The following is a 25,311-nucleotide window of genomic DNA, read 5'->3' as shown; positions in this document are numbered from 1 at the left end:
ACGGAGCAGGGCCGTGACCGGACACGGAGCGGCACCGGGGCTGTACGTGGAGCGGGGTGAAACGGCCTGCCGGGCTTCGGGTGGATCTTGCCTCCCGGGTGAGGCGGGATCCCAGCGCGGGTGAGGCCGGAGGTCACCACGCGCCGGCCCGGCCAGACCCAAGAAGTCAGGCGGGGTCCGCCTCGACGTCGGCGACGATGACGCTGATGTTGTCCGGACCGCCGGCCTCATTGGCCAACTCGATGAAGTGGCGGACCGCGTCGTCCCGGTCGGCCACGGTGGTGAGCACGCGATGGAGGGTCTCGGGGTCCAGCACCGCGGTCAGGCCGTCCGAGCAGAGCAGGTAGCGGTCACCGGCGTGGGCGCCGCGGAGGGACAGATCGGGGTCGGCCAGACCACTCGTCTCCACCGCGCGCAACAGGAGGGACCGGTTGGGGTGCTTGGCGGCCTGGTCGGGGCTCATCCGGCCGTCGTCCACCAGCGACTGGACAAGCGTGTGATCACGGGTGATCTGGTAGAGGGCGCCATCGCGCAGCATGTACGCCCGCGAGTCGCCCACATGCGCCAGCGCGAAGCGCGAGCCGTCCCAGAGCATCGCGGTGATCGTCGTGCCCATCCGCTCCAGGGCGGGGTCACGTTCCGCCAGGTCCCGCAACCGGCGGCTGGCCTCCTGCACCGCGTCATCGAGGGCGGCGACGGCGTCGTCGGGGAAGGGGCCTTCCTCCAGGACCGCCAGGGCGGCGATAGCCGCCGCACTGGCCACCTCTCCATGGCCGTGACCACCCATTCCGTCGGCTATCGCGAGCAGTCGCGCCCCGGCATGGAGCGAGTCCTCGTTCTTCTTCCGGGAACGGCCGACGTCGGATCCCGCGGCGTAGCGAAGTCGGTTGTGCGTCATGGTTTTGAGTAAAGCACTGGTTGAATGACTTCACAAGCTCAAGCTAAGCTGGGCGCCATGAGCCACGACGCCACAGTGAACGCGGGCGACATCGCCCGCCTAGCCGACGTCGGGAGAGCCGCGGTGAGCAACTGGCGCCGACGGTACGAGGACTTTCCGCAGCCCGTCGGGGGCACGGCCTCCAGTCCGCTGTTCTCCTTGCCGGAGATCGAGGAGTGGCTGCGTGCCAACGGCAAGGCCTTCGAGGTCTCGCTGGGCGACCGCGTCTGGCAGGGGCTCAGGGCCGCCGTGGACGACCTCCGGCTCGGCGAGCTGGCCGGATTCGCGGGAGCGTTCCTTCTCTACGTGCTGCGCGATCCCGACGGCTGGCGGCGACTCGCCGCCCGTTCCGATCTCGTCGTACGGCTTTCCAGCGAGGTCGCGGCGGCGACGGCCGACCTGCCGATCCGTCCGGGAAGCGCCCTGGAAGACGCGCGACTGGTCCGGTTGATCGCTGACTTGTCCGCGCTGCACGGGCCCACGACCGCGTTCGAGTTCATCTGCGAGCGCTATGTCGAGGCCCACACCCGTCGCCTCGCGGTCACGCGCGCCGAGGTGGCCGCGCTGATGGGACGGCTCGCGTGGCAGGCGTGCCCCGAGGGCGGCAGCGTGCTCGATCCGGCGGTCGGGGTCGGAACGCTCCTTCTCGCCGTCTCCGACGCCGCCGCAGCCCTCGGCGGCACGGTCCCTCGTGCGGGTAGGCGCGCCGGCGCCATGGAGATAGCCGGTGCCGTGCCGCCGATCCGCCTGCTCGGCCAGGAGATCAACGAGACGGCCGCGCTACTCGCCTCGCTGCGGTTGCTGCTGCGTGGCGCGAACACGCGGATCGTCGCGGGAGATTCGTTGCGGCGAGATGGCTTCGCGGGCGAGCGTGCGGATGTCGTGCTGTGCGATCCGCCGTTCAACGAGCGAGCGTGGGGCCATGAGGAGCTGATCGGCGACCCGCGCTGGGACTACGGAGTGCCGCCCAGAGGTGAGCCTGAGCTGGCCTGGGTCCAGCACTGCCTCGCCCATGTGCGCCCCGGTGGTCTGGTGGCGATCCTGATGCCCGCCGCCGCGGCGGCGCGTCGTCCCGGACGGCGGATCCGGGCCAACCTGCTCAGGGCCGGTGCCCTCCGGGCGGTCATCACGTTGTCGGCCGCGGGTCCCGATCTCTGGCTGCTTCGCCGTCCGGAGACGGGGGAGCGCTCGCCGACGTCGATCCTGCTCGCCGACGCCTCCGACGACCTCTCGATCGTGGAACCGGCGTGGCGGACCTTCGCTGAAGCACTGACTGGGACAGCGGCGAGCGGAGGACTGGCTGGGACAGTGGCGGGCGGAGGACTGGCTGAGACAGTGGCGGGGGCCGGCGCGTTGCCGCGCGCGGCCCGGATCGTACGGATCATCGACCTGCTCGATGACGAGGTGGACGTCAGCCCGGCCCGGCACCTCTCGCCGCGTAGCGATCCCCGACGCTATCCCGCAGCCGGTCGCAGACTCCGGGATCTCACCGAGGCGATGGCGGAGGCGGCGGCCACGCTGCCCGATCTGGAGGTGCTCTCCAAGCGGGCCGATCTTCCCGCGACAGCCATCACCGACCTGGTCAAGGCCGGGATGGTCGCGGTCAGGCACTCGGTTCTCAAGGCGGCCGACGCGGGTGACCTGAGCGTGCTGACAGCGGACGACCTGGCGCGAGGCGGTCCGCCGTCCGGCCGCACCACCTCGGTGCCCGGCCTCGTCACGGTGACGGCCAGAGACATCGTGGCATCGGCGACGACCGCGCGGGTGATGGGCCAGTCGGGGGCGGTCCTCGGCCCACAACTCTCGCTCTATCGCGTGGATCTCTCTCGGCTGGACCCGGAGTTCCTCACCGGTTTCCTGAAATACGCCGCTGCCCGGGGCCATCCGGGAGCCAGCCGCGTCGATATCCGCCGGGCGCGCATCCCGCGGCTTCCGCTCGTAGAGCAGCAGGCATATGGCCTGGTGTTCCAGCGGCTCGCGGCCTTGGAAGACGCCATCAGGGAGGCGGCAGAGGCGGGCGACGCATTGATCCGGCTGGGGTTGGAGGGGCTCGTTGACGGCCGTCTACGCCCGCGCGTGTGAAGGTGTAGCTTTTCCCGAAAGATCGACGGGAGGGGCGGATGGTCATCGGCGACCGGTATGAGCTGGACGACCTTCCCCTCGGCCAGGGCGGGATGGGGGCCGTCTACGGCGGGCACGACAGGCGTCTCGACCGTAAGGTTGCGGTGAAGTTCCTCCGCTTCCCTGGCGGCCATGATGAGGAACTGGAGCGCCGGTTCATCCGTGAGGCGCGCATCCTCGCCCGGCTGGAGCATCCGGGGGCACCCGTGCTCTACGACTTCGGCACCTACGATCAGCGACTCTTCCAGGTGATGCAGTTCATCGAAGGCGTGACGGTCGCCGACCTGGTCAGCGAGTACGGTCCGCTTCCGGTCCCGTGGGCCGCTGTGATCGCCGCGCAGGCGTGCGCGGTGCTGACCGCTGCCCACGCGCTGTCCATCTGCCATCGCGACCTCAAGCCGACGAACCTGATGCTCTGCCCGGACGGCAGCGTCAAGGTCCTCGATTTCGGCCTTGCCATGCTGCGCGAGTCGGATGGTGCCCAGTTCACCCGGGTTGGGCAGATCCTGGGCACTCCCGCGTACATGTCGCCTGAGCAGATCCAGCGCGGTGTGGCCGGGCCGAAGAGCGATCTCTACGCTCTCGGCTGCGTCTTGCATGAGATGTTGACGGGCAAGCCGTTGTTCACCGGTCCGACCGAGTACGCGGTGTTCGACAAGCAGGTGAAGGAACGGCCGCCGTCGGTGCCCGACGTTCCGGCCGAGCTCGCCCGGCTGGTCGCTGAGCTGCTCGAGAAGGATCCGGAGAATCGCCCGGCCGACGCCAGTGCTCTCTACGAGCGGCTGCAGCCCTTCGCCGTCGAACTGCCGATGCTGCCCGGCTTTCTGCACCCGCCGGCAGTGCCGAGCCCCGGTCGCATGTACGCCAGGATGGTCGGTCGGGTTCTCTGAACCTCGCTTGCCACGCCTACGCGGCGGACGCATCCCACCACACGTTTCCAACTGCGTTCGTGTCGTTCGGTCGGAGCCGAGGTGAGAAGGGAGCGCCAACCGATCAATGTGGCGACCGACTGTTAAGCGGTGGCCGCGCGGGCTGAGGGCCAGCACTTGGCGCCCTGAAGCGTCTCCCGCTCCAGCGTCGCGTTGGACGCCTCCGCGGCGGCCGCGGCCCTCTCGGGGGTCAGCTGGCTGAGCGAGGCCGGCGCTCGCGTCGGTGGAAGCGGGGGGAGGGCCGGGGGCCGATGTAGGCGAAGGCCCAGCGGTTCTTGCTGGCCCGATAGAGCCGGTAGCGGTCGGGATTGCGGTAGCGGTCGCGGTTGTGGAACTGGCAGGTAGGTCCGAGTTTGTCCAGGTCGGTGGCGCCGCCGTCGCTCCAGTTGTCGATGTGGTCGATCTGGCACAGGTGAGCGGGCAGGTGGCAGCCATCGACCATGCAGGTGGCGTAGCGGGTAAGGATGGCCCTGCGTTGCGGGGCCGTTGCGCGCCGGACTTTGCGGCCCATGTCGAGGACCTCGCCGTCGGCGTTCATGACCAGGCGGGTGAGGGTGGAGGTGTTGGCCAGGCGGTGGACATCGGAGACCGGGAGGAACTGCCCGGTGGCCAGCAGCAGTCCGGGCAGCCTGGGGCCAGACATCAACCCAGCCGGCAGCGCCCACGCGGCTACCTGTTCATCCCACGGCGACTCACCTGGCGGTGTTTGACCTGGCGGCGCCTCGCCCAGCAATGATTCACTCTCGTGTGATCCAGCCGGCTGTGATCCACTCTGTCGCGACCCGGCCGGCCGTGATCCATCCCGCCGCGACTCGCCTGGCGTTGAACCAGTCAGCGGTGATCCACCTGAAGGGGATCCACCCAATGGCGAGGCGCCCGGCTCAGCCCGGCCTGTGGACGGTCGGCCCAGTGGGGCCTTCCTCTCTTGCTGGCACTCGCCCATCGGTGCCTCAGCCTGGTCAGACTTGCCCGGCGGTGTCTCGCGTGAGGATGCGCCGAAGGGCGGGTCGGCAGCTTGAGAGGCAACGGGGTGGTCGACCGGGCGGCGGCTGGTGGATTGGGGACCAGAGGCGGCGGGGTGGCGGGTGGTGGGGTGCTGGTCGGCGGGCTCGGGGTTGGTTGTCCGGGTACCAGCCGATCGGGCGTCGTCCGGCCGAGGATCGTCGGGCAGTGAGGCGGCGTTCACCAACACAAGAAGCTCGGTGCTGACCTGCTGCTCCAACATCGCGATCAACGTATCCGCGTTCCGCACCCGAAGCGGACGATCATCCCCTTGAGCGCGAGGCTTGGCATACGCGTCCAGCAACGCCCGCAGTCGCGCCCCCGCCTCACGTGGAAGCCGGAACTCCCCTTCCACTCCACCAGAGGCACTCTCCCGAACCAGCAGAAACCGCCGCTCATAATCGGCATCAGCGTCATCCTCAGCGCCGTCAGGGTTGAGCACCTCATGCAGGTAACGACCTGCCCGAGCCACCTCCGCAGGAGTCGCCCGATCCGCCAACCCCACCAAAATCGGCTCCGCCAAAGCCGCTTGCTCATCAGACAACCGCCCCGTGGCAGCGCAGATCGCGGTCACCTGCCCCTCGGAAAGGCTCCCCGCAGCGAACCGCTCACGCACAGCCGGCAGCCGCGCCAACTCCACAGCCAATCCGAGCAAGCGGCCCGCCGCCGACGTCGTCATCCCTGCCGCGCCCCGCAACCATGACCTCGTCGACGCATGTCCGTACGCCCGGGCCTCACCAGCGGCGTGCACCCGTTCCACCCGCGCCGCGATCGCCGACGTCAACCGATCCCGCGCGTACAGCAGATCCTGCGCCTCGGCCAGACACACCCCCGCCGACTCAGGCAGCATCGCCGCCGCCAGCGCGGAGGCCGCCTCAGCCACCGCCGCCACCACCGGCCACGAAGCCCGACCCCGATCCGGGTCCTGATTGCGATCCCGCCGCTGGCCCGGCTCCTGAACCGACTCTTGGTCCTGGTCTCGCCCCTGACCCAAATCTCGCCCCTGACCCTGGTCTCGCCGCGGCGTCCGATCTCGCCCCTGAGCGCTGTCGCGAGCATTTCCACAGACGTTGTCGCGGGCGTTGTCCTGGGGTTCGATGCGTGCATTGTCGGAGGCGCCGCCATTGTTGGAGGCGCGTTCGAAGGCAGCGAGAGCGTCGTCGAATGCCTCATCGAGAGCGGTCGCCGAACTGCCCCGCGATGCGCGGGCCGCTCTGAGCGCCGCCACCTGTGCCCACCACTCCGCATCAAACGGTCCTTTACGAGGACGGCGTGACCGATTTTCCGTGGAAAACTCGAAAGACCCGAATGCTCCGTTCACGCCACCTCCCGATCGAGTTTCGAACGCCTACGCGAATCATTGCATAGGACAACCGCGAGCCTGACGAGTTATCCACAGGCGATTCGATGGAGGTATCTGGTCAATTGACCTATTTATTCATGTCCGTGAATCGGCTGTGGGTGCGGCGGACATCTACGTCGAACTGGTGGCCGACCTGGAGATCGGCCAGGGGTGGATATCGGCGTCACGGTTCGCACGCCTCTTCGAGCGGGTAGCGCTTTATGGCCGGTCGAGCGGTCCATGGCCAAGGTACGTACAAAAGGGGCCGTGGGATGATCGTGAAGCGATGAGTCTCAGGCCGCAGCTCTCGTGACCGCCTAACTGTTCCGTGCGCCAGGGTCCTGACCCGGCCACGTTCTTGATCACTGCGGCTGGTCCGGGAGGGAAATCAGCGTAGGTGACGGCCTTCGATGAGTATGAGCGCAGGGCATGGGCCGGTCGAGCGGCCGCGTTCGCGGGGAGCTTCGCGAAGCTCTGTGCGCATCCCGTGCCGCAGTTGCTTGACGCCGCGGCGGTCCGGGAGGGCGTCCGGGTCCTCGATGTTGGGACTGGGACGGGGACGGTGGCCGCGGCGGCGTGCGAGCGGGGCGCGAAGGTGACCGCGGTCGATGCCGAGCCGAGCATGGTGGAGTTGGCGGGACGGGCTGTCCCCTCCGCCGAGGTCCTGTCGGCTGTACTGCCTGACCTTCCCTTTGAGGACGGTGTGTTCGACGCGGTGGTCGGCAACTTCGTGATCAATCACGTTGGACGGCCAAAGGACGCCTTGGCGGAACTCCGCCGGGTGGTCCGGCCCGGAGGGCGGATCGCGCTGACGATCTGGGCAGTGCCCGCGCCTCCCGGCCAGGCACTGCTCGGGCGGGCGGTGGAGGCCGCAGGGGCAACCCGGCCGGCACATCTGCCTCCGCTCGCTGCCGAGGATGATTTCCCACGCGACCCCGAGGGCATGGCCGGACTGCTGGCCTCGGCGAGACTGCGCGAGGCGACGTGCGAAACGCTGCGCTGGGAGCATCGGGCCGGCGCCGAGGAGTGGTGGAGCGGGGCCGCCGCCGGGGTGGCCTTCATCGGCCAACTCCTGCTGAGCCAGCCCGAAGAGACCCGCGTGGAGATCAGGCGGCACTTCGACGTGCTGTCCCAGGAATTCCTCGGTGCGGACGGTCGGCTGGTCCTTCCGCACGCCGCATTGCTGGCGAGTGCCCGCCGCTGAGCCGGGACTGGTCCGGAGCCGCGGGCACTTCGGGCGCCTGGCCGTCCTCGTCCAGGGTCCGGGGCAAGGCGAGCCCCAAAGGAGCAGCGGAGTGATCTCGGGTGGTGAGTCAAGGCATCGAGCGTGCCTCATCGGCGACGAGCTCGCGGGCCGGTGACTCGCGGCCGGGGCACACGGGGACCTCTGGAGATCCGTTGTAACAACGCCTCAAAACCCCAGAAAGTGCCCATTATTCGCATCGACTTTATGCTGACTTTTATTGCGACTTTACGCCATACTGCATGTGTCTCAGGGGGCGAGATAAACGGTGGGAGTCAATGGGGCGCTTCGTCGATGCGGTGCTGGAGTTCCCGACGGTGCTGTTCAGCTTCATGCTGGTCGTCGTCATCGTCTACTGGGTTCTCGTTCTGCTCGGCGGCCTCGGCATGGAGCTGTCGGATGACTTCCTGACCAGCCTCGGCCTGCGCGGAGTGCCGGGCGCGGTCGCGCTTTCGCTGCTGCTCGTGGTGGCCTGGTTCGTCAGCCTGGTCGGTGTGGTGCTCGTCGAGGGCACGCCGGCACGGGCCGCCGTTCTCGTGGTCGCGCTGCTCGCCGGGTGGTTGTGCGCCGGGCTGGTGGCGCGGGCGAGCCGCGCGATGTTCCCCGCCGCGGCGCCGCCGTCCAGGGCCGATTTCGTCGGCCGGATGTGCGTCATACGCACCGGGCGGGTGGGGACCGACTTCGGCCAGGCCGAGGTCACCGCCGACGACGGCTCTTCTGCCCTCGTCCAGGTGCGCCAGACCGGAGACGAGGATCTCCGCGCCGGCAGCTCCGCTCTCATCTTCGATTACGACCCCGAGGGCGAGTTCTTCTGGGTCATGCCGTACGACCTTCACTAGCAGGGGATCTCCGATGGACGTGATCAGCACCGGGACGGGCGTGCTTCTCGCCGTTCTCCTCCTTGTCGTCATCAGCGCGGTCGTCATCGTCAGCCGCCTTTACCGCAAGGTCGAGCAGGGCATGGCGTTGATCGTCTCCAAGATGCGGCGCGTCGACGTGACCTTCACCGGTGCCGTCGTACTGCCCGTTCTGCACAAGGCCGAGGTGATGGACATCTCGGTGAAGACCATCGAGATCACGCGGACCGGCCACGAAGGGCTGATCTGCCGCGACAACATCCGGGCCGACATCCGGATCACGTTCTTCGTGCGGGTGAACAAGACCGTCGAGGACGTCATCAAGGTGGCCCAGGCCATCGGCACGGTGCGCGCCAGCGACGAGGCGACGCTGCAGGAGCTGTTCAACGCCAAGTTCTCCGAGGCGCTCAAGACCGTCGGAAAGCAGCTCGACTTCGTCGATCTCTACACCAAGCGTGACGAGTTCCGCGACCAGATCATCCAGGTGATCGGCACCGACCTCAACGGCTACAGCCTGGAGGACGCCGCCATCGACTTCCTGGAGCAGACGCCGCTGGCTCAGCTCGATCCCGCCAACATCCTCGACGCCCAGGGCATCCGCAAGATCACCGAGCTGACGGCGATCGAGCACGTCCGTACCAACGAGTACCAGCGCAACGAGGAGAAGGAGATCACCCGCCAGAACGTGGACGCGCGGGAGGCGATCCTCGAACTGGAGCGGCGGCAGGCCGACGCCGAGGCCAAGCAGCGGCGCGAGGTCGACACCGTACGGGCACGGGAGGAGGCCGAGACCGCCCGCGTGCAGGCGGAGGAGCGGCTCAAGTCCGAAGGGGCCAACATCCGGACCGAGGAGCAGCTCGGCATCCAGCGCCAGAACCGCGAGCGGGAGATCGCGGTGGCGACGAAGAACCGCGAGCGGGTCATCGCCATCGAGAACGAGCGGATCGAGAAGGACCGCCTGCTGGAGGTCATCGCGCGCGAGCGGGAGACCGAGCTGTCGCGCATCGCCAAGGACAAGGAACTCGAGGGCGAGAAGCGGGCGATCGCCGAGGTGACGCGGGAGCGGATCGCCGTGGAGAAGACGGTCGCCGAGCAGGAGGAGAGCATCAAGCGCCTGCGCGTCGTGGAGGAGGCCGAGCGAGTCCGCCAGGCGCTGATCATCCAGGCCGAGGCCGAGGCGCAGGAGAACCTGGTCAAGGACATCAAGGCCGCCGAGGCCGCCGAGCAGGCCGCCGCGTTCAAGGCGCGCGAGGAGCTCGTCCTGGCCGAGGCTCGCCAGAAGGCGGCCGATCTCGACAGCCAGGCCAAGATCCGCCTCGCCGAGGGACTGCGGGCCGAGGCGGCCGCCGTCGGCCTCGCCGAGGTCCAGGTACGCGAGCGGGACGCCGAGGCGATCGAGAAGGTCGGCCGCGCCGAGGCCGTCGTGGAGCGCGAGAAGGGGCTGGCCGCCGCGCTGGCCGTGGGGGAGCGGCTCAAGGCGGAGGCCGAGGGCGAGCAGGCGAAGGCCGTCGCCGCTGCCGCCGCCGTGGGCGAGAAGTTGAAGGCGGAGGCGGAGGGTCTCAAGGAGAAGGCCGAGGCCATGGCGGCCCTGGACGAGGCGAGCCGCGGGCACGAGGAGTACCGGCTCCGGCTGGAGGCCGAGAAGGAGATCCGTCTCAGGAACATCGACGTCCAGAGGGAGATCGCGGACGCGCAGGCGACCGTGCTGGCGGCCGGTCTGGAGAAGGCCGACATCGACATCGTCGGCGGCGACACCGTCTTCTTCGACCGGCTGATGAACGCGATCACGGCGGGCAGGAGCGTGGACGGCTTCGTCGAGAACTCCGCCGTGACGCGGGCGCTGGCCGGACCGTACCTGGACGGGTCGGCGAGCCTGCCCGCCGACCTGGCGCGACTCGTCGGCTCGCTGGACACCGCCGACGTACGGAATCTCACGCTGTCGGCGCTGCTGCTCAAGCTGATCAATGCGGGCGGTCCGGACACGGACAAGCTCCAGGACCTGCTGAGTACGGCCCAGCGCCTCGGCGTCGCGGAGCGGCCGGTGGCGGCGCTCAACTCGGTCGAACACTGACGCGAGGCGCGTGAGGCGCGGTGGGACGGAACGCTGAGACGAGGCACCGAGGAACCCTGTGACCGACCCCGTTGTGACTGAATCCGTGACCGGACCCGCGACCGATACGGCGGCCGGACCCGTGACCGGACCCGTACCTGCGACCGGACCCGTACCTCCGACCGGACACGCGGCGACCGGACCCGCGACCGACGCGGCGGCCGGGCGGGTGGCATCCGTGACCGGGCCCGCGGCCGGCTCGGCCGCCGAGGTCGCGGGTACGCCGCCCGAGCTCGACTCCAGTACGTACGAGGTGCTGCGGGCCCGGCTTACCGAGCAGGCCAGGGAGCTGCTCCACCGGGCCGAGGAGTTGAACGCGCAGCGCCTGAAGGTCTTCGGCGGCGCCGATTTCCGCCTGCTCGGCACGGCCCGCGTCCGTACCGAGAACAACTGCGTGCCGCGTGACATCGTCTCGCTGGGCGAGGTCATGCTGTTCGGCTACAACGTGTTCATCGGGCTGAAGTCGGCGACGACCGTCCGCGACGTGTTCTCGTTCCACCGGTTCACCCGCGAAGGTGACACCTTCCGGTTCGACGAGGTCCCGGGGTTGTTCGACGATCCGCAGTTCGAACGGGACTTCGGCGAGCTGTACCGCTACTACAGCGACACCAGGCTGCTGCAGCTCCGGAAGCTGGAGGGGCGGCTGCTGGCCGTCTTCCAGACCGGACCGCAGGACGTCCGGGTCCTGCGGTGGAGCGTCGAGAACGACGGCACGATCCAGTACCTGGATAATCGCGGCGAACGCGACCACGTGTTCCCGCCGTCGCACGACTTCGAGTGGATCGAGACCACGCGGGACGATCACGTTCTCGGCCGGCACCCGCACATCTCGATCGCCGACGAGCTGTTCGTCGAGACCGTCGGCGGCGACCTCACCATCAAGATCGAGAACAACACCGAGACCGGTGAGGGCATCTACCGGGAGCCCGTCGCGGAACCGCTGCAGAGCCTGGCCGACGCGGACGTCCACCACGCCAGGGTCGGGCCGCTGATCCTGCTGCGCGTACGGCCGTACAACGAGAAGGAATGGCGGTACCTGGTGTTCAACACCAGGACCAGGAACGTGGAGCGCCTCGACGGCATCGGGCAGGCCTGCCAGCGGCTTCCCGAGGACCAGGGGATCATCTTCCCCGGCGGATACCACCTGACCACCGGCGTCGTGAAGACGTTCGACCTCGACGTCGCCGACCTGGAGTTCGAGCGCGTCATCCGCTCCCCCAACGGGGAGGACGTGCTGTACGTCTTCCACGCGCGGGCCGAGGGCCGGTCGCTGCTGCTGCCGTACAACGTGATCCGCAAGGAGGTGAGCAACCCGATCACGTGCCACGGGTACTCGCTCTTCGAGGACGGCACGCTCGTGTACTTCCGGATGCCGGCGCCGGTCTCGGGCGAGCAGGGCCGGGCGGTTCCCGAGGAGCCGACCCGGGTCCACCTCATGCAGATCTGGCAGACGCCGTACGTGTCGGACGTCTACGCGGCGGGCCGGCCGGTGGGCACGGGACCGCTGGAGCGGATCGGCAACGCCGACCTGGTGCGGGGGATCTCCGACTGCCTGTCCGTCGTCCGGATGGCCGACGCGATGGCGCCGTCGGTGCCGGTGTTCGAGGGGCTCATCGCCGCCTGCGTACGGATCACCGACCAGTACCACTGGCTGGACGAGCACGATCTGCGGTCCGCGGTGGGAGCCGTCCGGGGGACCGCCGAGCAGGTGCTCGACGAGTTCGAGCGGGTCGAGTCGCTCACCGGCCAGGCCGCGGCGGCGCTGGACGAGGCCGCGGAGCGGATCGCCGTCCTGGTACGGCAGGTGCGGGGTGAGGCGCCGAGGGCCGCCGGCGAATGGGTCGGGCAGCTGGCCGAGCTCCGGCGCGAGCAGGGCCGCCTCGCGACCCTGCGGGAGGTCCGCTACGTCGACGTCCAGCGGGTGGACGCGCTGGCCGCAGAGTTCGAGGCCGAGATCGGTGCGGCCGCGCGGAGGGCGGTCGACTTCCTCCAGGGAGCCGACGCGTTCACCGGATACCACGCCGAGGTGGACCGGCTCGTCGCCGACGCCCAGATGATCGGCACCGTCGCGGAGGCCGGACCCGTCGGCGAGCGTCTGGCCGGACAGACCGAGGGCCTGGAGGTCCTCACCGAGGTCGTCGGCGGGCTCGACATCGCCGACGCGACGGTCCGTACCGGCATCCTGGAGCGCGTCGCCGAGGTGCTCGCCGGGATCAACCGGGCGCGGGCGACGCTCGCCGCGCGGCGGCGTGAGCTGCTCGCGGCCGAGGGCAGAGCCGAGTTCGCCGCGGAGTTCGCCCTCCTCGGCCAGGCCGTCACCGCCGCGCTCGCGCTCGCCGACACGCCTGAGAGCTGTGACGAGCAGATGGGGAGGCTGCTGCTCCGGCTGGAGGACCTGGAGTCCCGGTTCGGGGACTTCGACGACTTCGTGGAGAAGCTCTCGGCCAGGCGTGGAGACGTCTACGAGGCGTTCTCCTCGCGCAGGCAGACGTTGCTGGACGTGCGGGCACGCCGAGCCGAACGGCTGGTCACCTCGGCCGGTCGCATCCTGGAGAGCGTGCACAGGCGGGCGGCGAGCCTGGGCTCGATCGACGAGGTGAACACCTACTTCGCCTCGGATCCGATGGTGGCCAAGCTGCGCTCGGTCGCGGAGGAACTGCGGTCCCTCGGCGACCAGGTACGCGCGGACGAGCTCGACGGGCGCGTCAAGGCGGCCCGCCTCGACGCGGGACGGGCGCTGCGCGACCGCCTCGACCTGTACGCGGACGGCGGTGAGACGATCAGGCTCGGCCGCCACCGGTTCGCGGTCAACACCCAGCAGATCGATCTCACGCTGGTCCCGATGGAGGGGCGGATGGCGTTCGCGATCACCGGGACCGACTACCGGTCTCCCGTCGAGGAGGAGTCGTTCCACCGGACCAGGACCTTCTGGGACCAGGTTCTCGTCTCCGAGTCGCCCGAGGTCTACCGGGCCGAGCATCTCGCCACGTCGATCCTCGACCTGGCGGAGTCGTCCTCTGGGGACGGCCTGACGCTGGACGCGCTGCACGCCGCTCTCGCCGACGGCGGCCTGCTCGACATCGTTCGCCGCGTCGCGGAGACGCGCTACGACGAGGGGTACGAGCGCGGCGTTCACGACCACGACGCCGCGGCGATCCTCGGCGCGCTGCTCCCCCTGCACGCGGGCGCCGGGCTGCTGCGCTTCCCGCCCGCCGCCCGGGCCGCGGCCCAGCTCTTCTGGACGTTCGGTACGGACGAAGCCCAGCGGGAGGCGTGGACCACGCGCGCCCGCTCCCTCGCGCGGGCGCGCTCCCTGTTCGGGTACCGCACGGCCACACCGGACGCCCGCACGACCGCCGAAGGCGACGGCGGTGGCGGTGGCGGCGGTGTCGAGGTGGGCCGTGTCGAGGTGGGCCGTGATGGGGCGATCGGAGCGCTCCGCACCGAACTCGGATCGGCGACGGCGGCATTCCTGCGCGACCGGGGACTGCGGCTGGAGGACGCGGAGCTCGCCGGCGACTATCTCTTCGAGGAACTGGCCGGATCACACCCCGGCTCGGCGCCTCGGCCAGGTTCCGCGTCTGGTTCACCCACCTCCGCGACCAGTGACCGGCCGGGTTCCGCGGTCGGCGGACACGCGGGTTCCGCGGCCGGCGCTCATCTGGGGTTCACCACCGGGCCGCTCGCCCGGCTCCTGCTGGAGCGGTTCCGCGAGGCGCTCGGCGGTTCGGCCGAGGACTTCGACGACGAAATTCGGGCGCTGGGCGACGATCTGGCCGCCAGGCACCAGCTCGTCGTGGCCTGGCTGACCGCCTTTCTCGGGACGTCTCCCGATCTCTCGCCGCGTTCCGCCCTGGCCGGCTCCCCGGCCGCGCCCGTCACGGGCGGTGCCGTACGGACGGGGCGCGCGGTGACGTTCGCGGCGGCGGACGTGAGAGCGGGAGACCTCGCCGAGGCCGTGGCCGTCCAGCTCTGCGACCTGCCGCGACATGAGCCGTCGGCGGCCCTCACGGTCACCGTGGACGGGCTGCTCGGCGCGCATCCCCGGCTGGCCGGGAGGAGCCTCACGCTGCGGTTGGACGAGGTGCTGGCGCGCACCAGGAGGTTCCGCACCGAGCGGGTGCCCGCCTACCGGGCCTACCAGAGGCAGCGCGGCGAGTTGCTCGACCGCGAACGGGCACGGCTTCGGCTGGAGGAGTACCGGCCGAAGGTGATGAGCGCGTTCGTGCGCAACCGGCTGCTCGACGAGGTGTACCTGCCGCTGGTGGGAGACAACCTGGCCAAGCAGCTCGGCGCGGCGGGGGAGGGCAAGCGCACCGACCAGATGGGACTGTTGCTGCTGATCTCGCCGCCGGGGTACGGCAAGACCACCCTGATGGAGTACGTCGCGAGCCGGCTCGGCCTGGTGTTCGTCAAGATCAACGGCCCGGCGCTGGGGCACGCCGTCACCTCGCTCGACCCGGCCGACGCGCCGAACGCCACCGCGCGGCAGGAAATCGAGAAGGTGTCGTTCGCGCTCGAATGCGGGAACAACGTGCTGCTCTATCTCGACGACATCCAGCACACCTCGCCCGAGCTGCTCCAGAAGTTCATCTCCCTCTGCGACGCGCAACGCCGGATGGAGGGCGTGTGGAACGGCGGGACCCGTACGTACGACCTGCGTGGCAAGCGCTTCGCGGTGTGTATGGCGGGCAACCCGTACACCGAGTCGGGGCGGCGGTTCCGCGTTCCGGACATGCTGGCCAACCGGGCCGACGTGTGGAACCTCGGTGACGTGCTGTCGGGCAGGGACGACCTGTTCTCCCTGAGCTACATCGAGAACGCCCTCACCTCGAACCCCGTCCTCGCGCCGCTGTCCACGCGTGACCGGGCGGACGTGGAACTGCTCGTACGGCTGGCACGCGGCGACGCGGACGTGCGGGCCGACCAGCTCACGCATCCGTACCCGAAGGTGGAACTCGACCAGATCGTGGCGGTCCTGCGCAGGTTGTCACGGGTCCAGCAGGTCGTGCTCGCCGCCAACCAGGCGTACATCGCCTCGGCGGCCCAGGCCGACAGTTCGCGTACGGAACCGCCGTTCCGGCTGCAGGGGTCCTATCGGAACATGAACAAGCTGGCCGAGCGGATCGTCCCCGTCATGAACGACGCCGAGATCGAGGCGTTGATCGACGACCATTACGTGGGCGAGGCCCAGACGCTGACCTCCGAAGCCGAGGCGAACCTGCTCAAACTGACCGAACTGCGCGGCAGGATGACGACCGAGCAGCAACGGCGCTGGGCCGAGGTGAAGGCCGGATACCTCCGGGCCCAGGCCCTCGGCGGTGAGGAGGACAACCCGGTGGTCCGGGCCGTCGGCGCCATCGGCCTCCTGGCCGACCGTGTGGGCGGTATCGAGCAGGCCATCCACCGTGCCACCGAGTCCGATCGTGACGGTGGTATCGAGTAGGTCGTTCACCGCGTTGCCGGGTCCGATCGCGATGGCGGTCGAGCTCGCCTTCAGTCGCGCCAGCGGGTGAGCACCTGGTCGATCCGGTCGCGGATGCGGTCCCGTGCCTCCCTGCGGGGCACGCCCGCCATGAGCAGGCGGTCGTAGTCCGTGTCCAGGTGGCGTACGGAGGCGACGACGGCCAGCGTGACGGCCCGCTCGTCGAACACGCGGGCCGCCGCCGTCCGGCCCACCCGCCCGCTGCCGCGCAGTCCCGCGTGCAGCGCTATGGCCTCGGCGCGTTCCTCCGGACAGCCGGGGAACAACCGCCGGATCTCCTCGGCCAGCGCCGCCTGGAACTCGACATCGCCCACCTCGCGCCGCAGCCGGTCCCTTTCACGGCGGCGGAGCCGTACCTCCTCGTCGGCCAGGCACTGCTCCTCGGCTCGGGCCAGGGCCTCGTCCTCGACGAGGATGCCCCGGCGCTCGAACCGCTTCCGCCGGCGGTTGTACTGGACGACCACCGCCGACAGCACGCTCTCCTTCTTGGCCCGGCGGCTCAGCGCGGCGTTCCCGGCCGGCAGGAAGACGAGATGGTCCATGTCCGCGCAGGTCAGGCAGTGCGGCTGGTCGTCCTCCATGATGTGGTGCGGCCCCGTCTCCCCGCAGCCCGCGCAGGCCCACGGTTCGAGGGGCACGACGACGGTGAGGTCCGGCGGGCGGGTCTCCTTCTCGGTGAGCTGTCTGCGCCTGGCCTCGCTCAGCTCAGGCGAGAACCAGTGGACCCGGAACACACGCTCCAGTTCCTCGTCGCCGTCGATGGTGAACCGGAGCGGGCGCCGGTCCCGGCCACCCGACACGTAAGCGGACTCGCCCGGGGTCAACCCGCGAGCCAGCGCCCACTCACGGAGGATCGCCATGGCGTCGGCCATCTTCGCCGCGTCCACGGCGGTCACCCGCTCAAGGCTGTCGGTGCGCCCCTGCCGCCAGGTGTCGATGTTCCTGAGGTACGACCAGCGCAAGCCCGTGATCACGTCGACCGCGGTCACGTGCCCCCGCAGGGCCAGCGCCTCCTTCGCCGTCTGGGCCACCCGCCCGGCCAGCCTGCTCCCTGTCACGCCGTCGTTTCCCACCGGACAAGGGTGCCGCATCCCGGGCCCGTACCGCACAGCGTCCCGGCCGGTCGTCCCTCGATGCGGCGCGAAGCCGCGGGCCGCCCTCAGAGCACGCTGCGGTAGAGGTCTCTGGCCAGGGCCGTCAGCCGGGTCGAGGACGAGCCGAAGGACGCGCCCGCCGGTTGGGTGGTCAGCACCACCATGATGAACCGGTCACCGATCACACCGGTCGTGTGGAGCACCGGACGGCCGAAGTCCACCGGGTTGTTGTGCGTGCGGCCGGCCACGGCGGTGCCGACCTTGGTGAAGCCGGCTGTGGTGACTGTGGTGGCGGCCGTGAGGTCGCGGGTGAGATCGGATGACGTGGTCGTGGCGCGGACGCACTTCACCGGCGGCACCGAGCCGTATCCCGACCAGCCCTGCTTGACGGCCCAGCGGCGGGGCACGCCACGGGGAATGCCGAAGTACTGGTCGAACCCATCGGTCGCGCACTGCTGCGCCTGGCGGAGGTGGCCCATCACGACGTCGCGTACGCCTGGCTCGGCCTTGGCGAGGAGGTACTGGTAGACCCGGGCGATGTCGAGGGCACTGATGGCCGTATAGCCCCAGAAACCCGGTTTGGCGGCGGGCGGCGGTGCCGTGTCCGTCAGGCCGATTTTCTTGACCATCCGCTGGACGATCTTCCCCTGGCCGCCGCGCCGCCACAGCGCGGTCGCCGCGTCGTCGTCGCTCCCGCGCAGCATGGGCTTGAGCAACGCGGCGTCGCCGGCCGGGATCGCGCCCTTCCGCCGTTCGAGATAGTCGATCGCGATGAGGATCTTGACGACGGAGGCGGATCTGAACCGGTGATGGACCTGACGGTTCGCGATCACCTTGCCCGCCTGCCGGTCGAACACGACGTAGCCCGCCGTCACGCCGGAGGGCACCCGTACCGGTCGCGGGGTCGTGGAGGGAGCCCGGCTCGCGGCCCTGGCCGCCCCGGCGGCCCCCGCGGTATCCGTGGTATCCGTGGGAGGCGACGCCGAGGTGCCGGTCGCCGGGGACACAGGGGACGCGGGGGACGCGGGGGAGGGCTGAGCGGCCGCCGGGGAGGCGGGAGAGGGCTGAGCGGTCGCCTGAGATGCAGGGGAAGCCGCGTCACCCCCGCCGGACCGAGCCGCCTGAGACGTCGAGGCGGGCGCCGCGCAGCCCGCGATGAGCTGCGCGGCCGCCAGCGGGACGGCCAGGGAGACGGCGACCGGGGTGAAACGCTTCATCAGATCTCCTTGAGCGCGGCCGCTCCGGGGGAACGGTCTCTCCTCGTGCGCGGCCGCCGGGGCGGGTCGAGCGGCCCGTACGTCCGGGTCGTGCCCCGTGACGCACGGGACACGACCGTGATCACTCCGGTCGGCGGCCGTCGAGCAGGGGCTGGGAGGGGTCCCAGCGGGTGCCCTCGGCGGCGTCCCTGCGGCGGCGCGCGATGCCGGACAACGCTTCGAGCACCACGCGGTTGCCCAGGTACGCCGTGATGTCCGCATGGTCGTACGGCGGAGCCACCTCGACGATCTCCACCCCGACGACGGGCAGTTCGTAGCAGGTCCGCCGTACCGCGTCGAGCAGCTGCCTGGAGGTCAGCCCGCCGGGCTCGGGCGTTCCGGTGCCGGGGGCGTGGCCCGGGTCGCACACGTCGACGTCGACCGACAGGTAGACGCCGTCACATTCGTCGAGCGCGATGTCGTACGCCTCGGTGAGGCATGTGTCGAGACCTCTGTGCACGATCTCGGTCATCTCGTACGAGCGCATCCGCTGGTCCGCCATCCAGTCGAGGATGTCGGGCCCCGGCCAGTAGCCGCGCAGGCCGATCTGCAGGAACCGGTCGCCCCGGATCGCGCCCGACTCGATGAGCCGGCGCATCGGCTGTCCGTGACCGTGCAGGTGGCCGAACTCCATGTGCCCGGTGTCGGCGTGCGCGTCGAAGTGCAGCATGGAGATCCGGCCGAAACCGTGGTGGCGTGCCACACCCGTCGCGTCGGGAAGCGCGATGGTGTGGTCGCCGCCGAGGACGATCGGGATCGCCCCGGAGGCCGAGATCCGGGCGACGGCGTCCTCGATGGCGCGCAGGCTGCCCTCGATGTCCCCGGCGTACGTCTCGACGTCGCCCGCGTCCAGGACGCGTACGTCCTGGAGCGCGTCGACGCGCATCGCGAGGCTGGGCCGTGAACCGTCGTGGGGCAGGTAGCAGGTCTGCCGGATGGCATTGGGGCCGAACCGGGCTCCGGGCCGGTGCGAGGTGCCGCCGTCGAAGGGCGCGCCCAGGATGACCACGTCGGCTCCCGCGTACGAACCGGGATCGTTCAGGTCGCAACGGTCGACGCCGAGGAAGGTGATGTCGGGGCCGAACATCTGGCCGTAGCGGGTCACTGTGATCCCTCCGGTTCTGAAGCGTGCTGTCCGGGGACGGTGAGGAACGGGTCGAGCAGGCCGGGGATGCCCGCCGCCGCGATGCCGAGCGCCTCACCCATCGCCACGTCCGACACACGGTAGCCTTGCCGTCCGGCTGCCGTGGTCGCGGTCAGCGTGGCCAGTCCCGCCCGGCGCTGGAAGAACGACCGCGTGACGTTCCAGCCGATGATCCCGTCACATTCCAGGACGACCCGCCTGCGCACCAGCGATCCCCAGCGGGTGACCAGGTACTCCGTGGTCATCGCGTGCCCGAGGTTCCGGTAGCGGTCGGCCGCGAGCAGCGCCGCGAACGGGATGAACCCGAGGGCCGTGATCCAGGTCCACTCCGGCAGGCCCGCCCACTCCCACAGCGCCAGCAGGGCCACCACGGCGAGGGCGTTCGCGCCGAGGGCGCGGGTGAACCGGCGGCGCATCGCGGTGGCACCGTGCGCGACGAGCGGCGCGACGACGGGCGACGTGCCGTCCGGGGTATCCGGTCTATCCCGCGTATCCCGCGTATCCCGCGTATCCCGCGTATCCCGCGTATCCCGCGTATCCCGCGTATCCGGCCCATCCGGCGTGCCGGGGGTGAGCACGCGTTCGGCGAGCGCCTCCACCTCGGCGACGGGGGCGGGCGGCAGGAGCATCGAACCGCCGCGCTGCGCTCCACGGCCGACCCGCAGGCCGGTCGTCACCGCGATCAACCGGGCTCCCCGTACGGCACGCAGCAGCAGCGGCTCGCTGACCTCGACGCCGCGCAACCGCCTCTCCTCGATGGTGGTCGCCCGGGTCGTGATGAGGCCACGGGTGACGTGCAGTGTCCCGCCGGTGTGCCGGGTGAGCCGGAAGCCCCAGAACGACAGGATGTAGCCGAACGTCGAGGCGACCGCCACGAAGACGACCAGGGCGAGGACGGCCGCGGCGACCCCGGTCCACACCGGGACGCGGGTGAACCACTCCCAGCCCTCGCGGAGTGCCGCGATCTTGCGGAGGTCCACGCCGCCCTCGTTGGTCAGCCGGGACAGGAATCCGGCGATGACGCCGACCGCGACGATGCCCGACAGCGTGAACGGGGCGTACCTGATCCACCGGGGCTGGAGGCGAGCGAGCTCCGTCTCCTGTTCCGGCGCGAAGGCCGCCGTGACCGGGCGGACAGCGGCGACCGGGCGGACACCGGTGATCGGGCCGCTGCCTGGGAGCGGTACCGGAACCGGGAGCGTACCGCCGGCACCGCCCCCTGCACCCACCCAGCCGTCCCCCGCACCGGCGGCGTCGCCACCCGCACCTGACGGGTCGGCTCCCGGGGCCGCGGCGCCGGTCGGGGAGTTCGGGGCGAGCTGGCGGTGCAGCAGCTCCTCCCGCAGGTGGGCGGCCTCGGCCGTGCCGAGCGCGTCGAGCTTCAAGGCCCCGCCGCCCTTCTGGTCCGAGCGGCCGGTGCCGATCTCGACCCGGGCCAGGCCGAGAACGCGGTGGAGGATGTGCGAGGTGACGTCCACGGTGCGAACCCGGTCACGGGGAACCGTCATCACCTGCCTGCGGAACAGTCCCTTGCGCACCTGGACGTGCTCGTCGGTGATCCGGAATGTGGTGGTGAACCACTGGAGCGTGCCGAGAACGATCATCACCACCAGGCCGCCGAGGCTCCACAGGTGGCCGCTTCCGCCCCTGCTCGACCCGGCCACGAGCAGCCCGAGCAGCGCGGGCACGGCCCGTACGGCCACCTGGAACGGGTGCACGAACAGCATCCGCGAGTTGAGCCGCCGCCACTCGTCGGCCGGTGACGCGCCGCCCGACGTGGCGCCCGGTGACGTGCCGCCCGACGTACCGGTCGGTGACGCGTCAGCCGGGGGTACGTCGGCGGGCACGTCACCCGGGGGCAGATCGGCCGGGCCGTTCACGTGGCGTCACCCGCGGTGGCCTGCGCGCTCGCGGTGAGTTCGTGCACGATCCGGTCGGCCGTACCGCGGTCGAGGCCGCTGATCTTGAGGGGGCCGGCCGCCGAGGCCGTGGTCACGGTGACGTTGGCCAACCCGAAGAGCTGCTCCAGCGGCCCCCGCTCGCTGTCCACCGTCTGGATGCGCGAGACGGGGGCGATGCGCCATTCCTGCTTGAACCACCCCGACAGCGTGTACACCGCCTCCGGCGTGGTCTCCCACCGATGCACCCGGTACCGCCACTGGGGCATGACGATCAGATGCGCGGCCGCGAACACGGCGGTGACGGCCAGCGCCGGGATCCGGACGGCGCGGTGGTCGCCGTCGGCGAGCACCATCCAGGCGATCTGGGCGCCGATGACGATCAGCCAGCCCAGAGACGCACGAACGGTCCAGTACCGGATCGCGGTACGGCTCACGCGATGCAGAGGAGGGCGCAAGGAGGGGGTTTGCACGTCCATTACTCTGCCAGATCAGCCCATCTGCCTCTCCCTGCGACTGATCCTGGCTTTTATAGGACAAATGTCATGCGCGGGGCGGCAACGTCGGCGTCACCGGCCGGGGACGGTCGGCCGGATTCGCGGTGTGCGGCGGCGACATGGCGAGGCGTTCGAGCGCGACGTCGATGGCCACCTCCAGCTGGCTGTCCACGCCCAGCGCGTACTCCTGGGGAGTGATGTCCACCTCGATGTCCGGGTCCGTGCCGTAGTTCTCGATCCGCCAGCCGACGTCGTCGAACGCGAAGGAGAACTCCGGCTGCGTGGTCACCGTGCCGTCCGCCAGGTGGTGCCGCGGCCAGATGCCGACGACCCCGCCCCAGGTCCGCTTGCCCACCAACGTCCCGAGCTTGAGCAGCTTGAACGTGTGGCAGAAGATGTCGCCGTCCGATCCCGCCCACTCGTTCGTCACCGCGACCAGCGGCCCGCGCGGCGACTCCGGCGGGTACGGCTCGGGCACGCCCCAGCGCGGGAAGTCGTAGCCGAGCCGCCTGCGGGAGAGCTTCTCCAGCAGCAGCGCGGAGACGTTGCCGCCGCCGTTGAAACGGACGTCGATGATCAGGCCCTCGCGGTCGTACTCGGCCAGGAATCCCCGGTGGAACTCGGCGAAGCCGTGCGGGCCCATGTCCGGGATGTGGATGTAGCCGATCCTGCCCCGGGTCCGTTCGTGCACGAGGAGCCGGTTGGCGGCGACCCAGTCGCGATACCGGCCGGGCGTCTCGTCCGCGAGGGCCCGCACGATCACGGTGCGGGTCTCGCCGTCGCGCTCGACGGTCAGCTCCACCTCCTCGTCGGCGAGGTTGACCAGGAGCTGGTTCGGAGTGGTCTGCGCGCCGAGCGGCTGCCCGTTGATCGCGATGACCGCGTCGCCCGGCCGTACGTCGACGCCGGGACGGTTGAGCGACGAGGTCGTGTCGGGGTCCCAGCGGTCGCCGCACACGATCCGCGCGATGACGTATCGGCCGTCGCGGTAGGCCCAGTCGACCCCGAGCTTCCCCTGCCAGTAGTGCGGCCGCTCGCGGTACTCGCCTCCGGTCTCGTACGCGTGCGAGGTGCCGAGCTCGCCGAGCAGCTCCCACAGCAGGTCGGAGAACTCGCCACGGGTGGTCACCCGGTCCACGAGGGGGAGATAGCGGTCATAGACCGCCTCCCAGTCGATCCCGGCCATGTCCTCGTCCCAGAAGTGCTCCCGCTGCAACCGCCACGCCTCGCGGAACATCTGCCGCCACTCCGCGTCCGGGGCCACCGACACCTTGGCCCGGTTCAGGTCGATCCACCCGCTCGTACGGCTCGGCGTGTCGTCGTCCGGCGTCTCCTCGCCCGCCTTGACGACCCGCAGCCGGTCGCCCGCCCGGTAGAGCAGCGTGGTCCGGTCACGGCCGAGCCGGAAGTCGGTCAGCCCGGTGACGAGGACCTCCGCCTTCTGCTTGGCGAAGTCGTAGCAGCGCAGGACGGCCGGGCCGCCGAGCATCGGGGACGTCGTGTAGATCACCTTGCCGTGGAGTCCCGCGATCCGGTTGTAGCGGCCCTCGGGGACAGGGAAGGAGATGATCCGGTCGGTCAGGCCCGAGGTCTCGATGACCAGCGGCTCGGAGCCCTCCCCGGTCTCACCGCCCGTCTCCGCCGGGGTCTCACCGCCCGTCTCCGCCGGGGTCTCGCCGAGCGGCCGGGGCTCGGGCACGAAGGGCGAGTGCACGTCGGGCCGCAGCGTGATCGCGTACGGGCGGGTGCCGAGCGGGAAGCCGAGATCGAACTGGAGCTCGTCGTAGACGGGGCTGAACGCCCGCTGCCCGATGAAGTAGAGGTAGCGCCCGTCGGGGTCGAACGAGGGCCGGTGGTCGACCAGCAGGGGGATCGTCGCCGGGAACGTCTCGCCGGTTTCGACGTGGAACAGCTTGATCGCGGTCGCCTGGGGGGAGACGGGGCAGGCGTAGGCCAGCCATGATCCGTCCGGCGACCACTCGGGATCCTCGATCGCCCCGAACAGGCTCGCCTCCACCTCGGTCACGCGTACGCCGGGCTCGTCGTCGAGATCGACGACGAGCAGCTCGTTGCGGTGGTTGGTGACCGCCACCCGGTCGCCGGTGGGGCAGACCACGAGGCCGCTCACCCGTCCGGTGTCGGCGGAGTCGAGCCGGACCGGTTCCGTCTTCCCGTCCGCTGTGAGGATGACCAGCACCTCGCGGTCGCCGTCGTCGCTGGCCGCCGCGATCAGCCGCCGCCTGTCGTTCAGCCAGGTCAGGAAGCGGTACCGGACGCCGTCCTGCTCGCCGTGCCGGCGGACCGGGCCCTCCCAGTTCGCGAAGGAGAACGCCTTGCCCCGGGCGGTGACGGCCAGCCCGCTGCCGTCGGGGCTGAGCGTCGCGGTGTCCAGGTACTCGGCGGCCGGGACGAACCTGCGGTTCCGCTGGGTGCGCGAGCTGCCGAGCTGCACCTCGACCTGCCGGGACTCGCCCGTGGCGGGATCGAGCAGGTAGACGGCGGCATGGGCGTGATAGACCAGCCGACGCCCGTCGGAGGACAGGTTGCGCGCGTAGTAGTCGTCATGATCGGTGTGCCGCCGCAGGTCCTCGCCCTCGGGTGTGCAGGAGTAGACGTTGCCGATCCCCTCGTGATCGGAGAGGAAGTAGATCCGGTCGCCGACCCAGCACGGTGACGCGAGGTTCCCGGGGAGCCGGATGAGCCGCTGGAAGGCGCCCCTCCCGGACAGGTCCACCCACAGGTCGCCGACCGTCCCGCCCCGGTAGCGCTTCCAGCGCGCGGGATCGGCCGTGTTGCGGCCCAGCACCATGCCGTACCGCGCCTGCCCCGGCAGCGGCATCCCGTACGAGATCGTGCCGGCCGGGCCGTACGGCAGGCGCTCGGGGACGTGGCCGGGATGGACGCGGTGCAGCCAGCGGTATCCGTCGAACGGCTGGCACTCGTCGCTCGCGTACACGATCGCGTCGGCGGGGTCCCAGCCGGTCACGACGGACGTGGCGCCGTGGAAGGTGACCCGTCGCGTCGCCCCTCCGTCCGACGGCATGACGTAGACCTCCTCCGGTCCCTCCTCCCGGCCGACGAAGGCGATCCGGGTCCCGTCGGGGGAGAACCGGGGATACGCCGCCTCCGCCACACCCGCCGTGAGGCGGAAGGCCCGGCCACCGTCCGCGTGCACCATCCACAGATCGTCTTCGCACGCGAAGACGATCACGTCGCGGAAGATCGTAGGAAAGCGGAAATATCCAGACATGACGCCTCGCCCGGTGTCCGGGATGGTCACGCTGGGACGTCGGCGGCGGCGTCGCCGGGCGGCCGGGGGGTTCGCGCCGGAGTCGCGCCGGGACGCCCACGGCGTGGCGCGTCCGGGGCCGGGCCCGGATGAGGTGCCCGGCCCTT

At 70.5% G+C, this 25,311-nt stretch carries 14 protein-coding genes and 1 pseudogene; 6 read left to right on the top strand and 9 right to left on the bottom strand.

Features of this window, described 5'->3' with window-relative positions; all coding sequences use genetic code 11:
- Window positions 1-166: 166 nt before the first annotated feature.
- Window positions 167-898, bottom strand: coding sequence for a PP2C family protein-serine/threonine phosphatase (locus AB0I59_RS14510; RefSeq protein ID WP_061254974.1), 732 nt, complete (start codon window positions 896-898; stop codon window positions 167-169).
- A gap of 57 nt (window positions 899-955) precedes the next feature.
- Between AB0I59_RS14510 and AB0I59_RS14505 the strand changes: the two genes are divergently transcribed.
- Both AB0I59_RS14505 and AB0I59_RS14500 read left to right on the top strand, forming a co-directional pair.
- On the top strand, window positions 956-3,019 hold the full coding sequence (locus tag AB0I59_RS14505; RefSeq protein WP_358132851.1) for an N-6 DNA methylase: 2,064 nt from the start codon (window positions 956-958) through the stop codon (window positions 3,017-3,019).
- Between the two features lie 38 nt (window positions 3,020-3,057).
- On the top strand, window positions 3,058-3,948 hold the full coding sequence (locus tag AB0I59_RS14500) for a serine/threonine-protein kinase (RefSeq protein WP_061254972.1): 891 nt from the start codon (window positions 3,058-3,060) through the stop codon (window positions 3,946-3,948).
- Window positions 3,949-4,177: 229 nt separating this feature from the next.
- Here AB0I59_RS14500 and AB0I59_RS14495 read toward each other — a convergent pair whose 3' ends face one another.
- Together AB0I59_RS14495 and AB0I59_RS14490 are read right to left on the bottom strand one after the other, a co-directional pair.
- A complete protein-coding gene (locus AB0I59_RS14495; RefSeq protein WP_358132865.1) occupies window positions 4,178-4,630 on the bottom strand; it encodes an HNH endonuclease signature motif containing protein in 453 nt (150 codons plus the stop codon).
- A gap of 573 nt (window positions 4,631-5,203) precedes the next feature.
- A pseudogene (locus AB0I59_RS14490) lies at window positions 5,204-5,839 on the bottom strand (DUF222 domain-containing protein); the annotation flags it as partial.
- An 889-nt stretch (window positions 5,840-6,728) separates the two neighbouring features.
- Here AB0I59_RS14490 and AB0I59_RS14485 point away from each other — a divergent pair.
- The 4 genes from AB0I59_RS14485 to AB0I59_RS14470 all read left to right on the top strand — a co-directional run bounded on the left by AB0I59_RS14485 (window position 6,729) and on the right by AB0I59_RS14470 (window position 15,987).
- Entirely contained in the window at window positions 6,729-7,535 is an 807-nt protein-coding gene (locus tag AB0I59_RS14485; RefSeq protein WP_061254969.1) for a class I SAM-dependent methyltransferase, read from the top strand.
- 317 nt (window positions 7,536-7,852) lie between these two features.
- On the top strand, window positions 7,853-8,413 hold the full coding sequence (locus AB0I59_RS14480; protein ID WP_358132848.1) for a hypothetical protein: 561 nt from the start codon (window positions 7,853-7,855) through the stop codon (window positions 8,411-8,413).
- A 13-nt stretch (window positions 8,414-8,426) separates the two neighbouring features.
- The gene (locus tag AB0I59_RS14475) at window positions 8,427-10,502 is read left to right on the top strand and encodes a hypothetical protein (RefSeq protein ID WP_061254967.1); all 2,076 of its coding nucleotides are present in this window, start codon (window positions 8,427-8,429) and stop codon (window positions 10,500-10,502) included.
- Window positions 10,503-10,719: 217 nt separating this feature from the next.
- Window positions 10,720-15,987, top strand: a complete 5,268-nt coding sequence (locus AB0I59_RS14470) for a DNA repair ATPase (RefSeq protein WP_358132846.1) — start codon at window positions 10,720-10,722, stop codon at window positions 15,985-15,987.
- Between the two features lie 50 nt (window positions 15,988-16,037).
- Here AB0I59_RS14470 and AB0I59_RS14465 read toward each other — a convergent pair whose 3' ends face one another.
- The 6 genes from AB0I59_RS14465 to AB0I59_RS14440 all read right to left on the bottom strand — a co-directional run bounded on the left by AB0I59_RS14465 (window position 16,038) and on the right by AB0I59_RS14440 (window position 25,165).
- Window positions 16,038-17,099, bottom strand: a complete 1,062-nt coding sequence (locus AB0I59_RS14465; RefSeq protein ID WP_358132844.1) for a DUF2293 domain-containing protein — start codon at window positions 17,097-17,099, stop codon at window positions 16,038-16,040.
- A gap of 86 nt (window positions 17,100-17,185) precedes the next feature.
- On the bottom strand, window positions 17,186-18,337 hold the full coding sequence (locus AB0I59_RS14460) for a hypothetical protein (RefSeq protein WP_358132843.1): 1,152 nt from the start codon (window positions 18,335-18,337) through the stop codon (window positions 17,186-17,188).
- A gap of 121 nt (window positions 18,338-18,458) precedes the next feature.
- A complete protein-coding gene (gene speB / locus AB0I59_RS14455; protein ID WP_358132841.1) occupies window positions 18,459-19,481 on the bottom strand; it encodes an agmatinase in 1,023 nt (340 codons plus the stop codon).
- Window positions 19,478-21,400, bottom strand: coding sequence for a PH domain-containing protein (locus AB0I59_RS14450; protein ID WP_358132839.1), 1,923 nt, complete (start codon window positions 21,398-21,400; stop codon window positions 19,478-19,480). The genes speB and AB0I59_RS14450 overlap by 4 nt, the downstream gene beginning before the upstream one ends.
- Window positions 21,397-21,897, bottom strand: a complete 501-nt coding sequence (locus AB0I59_RS14445) for a PH domain-containing protein (protein ID WP_061254963.1) — start codon at window positions 21,895-21,897, stop codon at window positions 21,397-21,399. Before AB0I59_RS14445 ends, AB0I59_RS14450 begins: the two co-directional genes overlap by 4 nt.
- Window positions 21,898-21,961: 64 nt before the next feature.
- Complete coding sequence (locus AB0I59_RS14440; RefSeq protein WP_494410549.1) at window positions 21,962-25,165, bottom strand: S41 family peptidase; 3,204 nt, start codon at window positions 25,163-25,165, stop codon at window positions 21,962-21,964.
- Window positions 25,166-25,311: the final 146 nt, after the last annotated feature.

This window comes from Microtetraspora glauca, from assembly GCF_040656155.1.
GTDB classification, from domain to species: domain Bacteria; phylum Actinomycetota; class Actinomycetes; order Streptosporangiales; family Streptosporangiaceae; genus Microtetraspora; species Microtetraspora glauca.
The sequence above is the reverse complement of the archived record's forward strand: the minus strand, read 5'-3'. Positions and strand labels throughout refer to the sequence as shown.